We start from the raw sequence: 1,969 nt of genomic DNA on the forward strand, positions 1-1,969 counted from the left end.
AGGCGCTGGTGGCCGAGGTGGTGGTCGGTGAGCTGGCGCGCCGGCTGGGCCTGCGCGTTCCCGAACTGCGCGCGGTGGAGCTCGACCCGATGATCGCCCGGTACGAGGCGGACCAGGAGGTCCAGGACCTGCTCACGGCCAGTGTCGGGCTGAACCTGGCAGTCGACTTCCTGCCCGGATCCTTCGGCTGGGACGCCGGTTATCCGATCGACCCGGCGGAGGCGGCCCGGATCCTGTGGCTGGACGCGTTCACCGCCAATGTCGATCGCAGCTGGCGCAACCCGAACCTGCTGATCTGGCACCGCCGGCTGTGGCTGATCGACCACGGCGCCGCGCTGTACTTCCACCATGGCTGGTCGCGCCCCGGCGCGGATCCGCAGCGCTTCGCCCGGCAGCCCTACGACGCTTCGGACCACGTGCTGATCCAGTACGTCGGCGGCGTGGATCAGGCCGACCGGACCCTGGCGCCGCTGATCGATGACCAGCTGCTCGGCGAGGTGCTGGCCGAGGTACCCGACGAGTGGCTGGAGCCCGACAGCGGCGCCGGACCGGCGGCGGTACGCGCCCGCTACCTGGAGTACCTGCTGGCCCGGGTGTCGGGTGAGCGCAACTGGCTGCCACGGGCGGTCGCCGCATGAGCGAGGATCGCAGCGAGCGCCAGGGTTTCCAGTACGTGGTACTGCGATGCGTGCCGCGAGTGGACCGCGAGGAGTTCGTCAACGTCGGGGTGCTGCTCTACAGCCAGAGCGCCAACTACCTCTGCGCGGCCAGCCGGCTGCGGGAGGACCGGCTGCTGGCGCTGGCGCCGGACCTCGACCTGGACGCCGTGCGCTCGGCATTGGCAGCCATCGAGGCGGTCTGCTGTGGCCAGGCGGAGCCGGCCACCGGTGCCGGGATCAGCCTGGGTCAGCGGTTCGGCTGGCTGGCTGCCCCGCGCAGCACCGTGGTACAGCCCGGGCCGATCCACGGCGGGTTGACCGACGATCCCGCCGGGCAATTACGGCACTTGCTGGACACTCTGGTCAGCTGAGCCCGCCCGTCGGCCGCACCGCCGCTCAGCTCGCTTGCGGCACGCCGGGACGGCCCGGAAGGATGGCCGCCACCGCTCGACGACCCTGCGCTGATGCGCAGGCACGGGGAAAGGAAACCACGTTGGAAAACAGCAAGCTCGCCGCGCCCCAGCTGATCCTGAACAGCCGCATGATCTACACGAGCTGGATCCCCGAGGACCCGGAAGCCTGTGCGCGGCTCCTGCCACGAGGGCTGAAACCGGCGGCCAATCGCGCCGTGTACATGAACCAGTACGTGGTCGACTCGGCGCAGCAGACGACAGGTTTCGGGGCGTACTCGCTCACCTACCTCGGCGTGGACCTGGACATGTTCGCCCCGGACGGGGTCACACCGGCGCGTTTCTTCACCCACTACTTCAACTCCTCGCAGGTGATGCGCGAGTACGCCGCCGAGCGTGGCGTGCCGGCGGGAACGGGTTCCACCACGCTGGCGGTGGAGGGCGGGATCGCCACTGCCACCACGTCGGTGGACGGCCGGCCGATCATCCGCACCCGTGCCCGGGTGGGCGACGTGGCCGACATCGTCCTGGCCGGGCACCTGCGTTACGTCACCCGGGTGGAGAACCGGTTGATCGCCGGCAACTACCCCTACATCGGAGAGCTGGTGAGCACCTTCGAGGTGCAGTCCATCGAGTTCCTGGACCAGCAGCACCCGGTGTACGCGCTGCGACCGGCGTCGCCGCTGAACGTGGTGACGGGTGCGTCCTTCTACGCCCCGCGCGACTCGTTCGTGTACCCGGGCGGCGAGGAGGACATCGGCCCTGCCGAGGGCGGCGGGCACGACCCCCGTCCCTAGTTGCAAGGGCCCTAGTTGCAAGGGCCCCTAGCTGCGAGGGATCCCCTCACCCGACTCGCAGTTGGCTTCACCGGCGCGGCCCCGCGATCTTCGCGGGGCCGCG

3 protein-coding genes are annotated in these 1,969 nt (G+C 70.3%); all 3 read left to right on the plus strand.

Annotated features, from left to right (window positions below; translation table 11 throughout):
• The coding region (locus VF542_RS14525; protein ID WP_408652419.1) for a HipA family kinase at positions 1-638 on the plus strand (638 nt) is incomplete at its 5' end.
• Entirely contained in the window at positions 635-1,030 is a 396-nt protein-coding gene (locus VF542_RS14530) for a DUF3037 domain-containing protein (protein WP_408652420.1), read from the plus strand. The genes VF542_RS14525 and VF542_RS14530, both read left to right, overlap by 4 nt.
• A 122-nt stretch (positions 1,031-1,152) precedes the next feature.
• Complete coding sequence (locus VF542_RS14535; protein WP_408652421.1) at positions 1,153-1,866, plus strand: hypothetical protein; 714 nt, start codon at positions 1,153-1,155, stop codon at positions 1,864-1,866.
• Positions 1,867-1,969 lie beyond the last annotated feature (103 nt).

Origin of the sequence: Jatrophihabitans sp. (assembly GCF_036389215.1) — a bacterium.
GTDB lineage: Bacteria > Actinomycetota > Actinomycetes > Mycobacteriales > Jatrophihabitantaceae > Jatrophihabitans_A.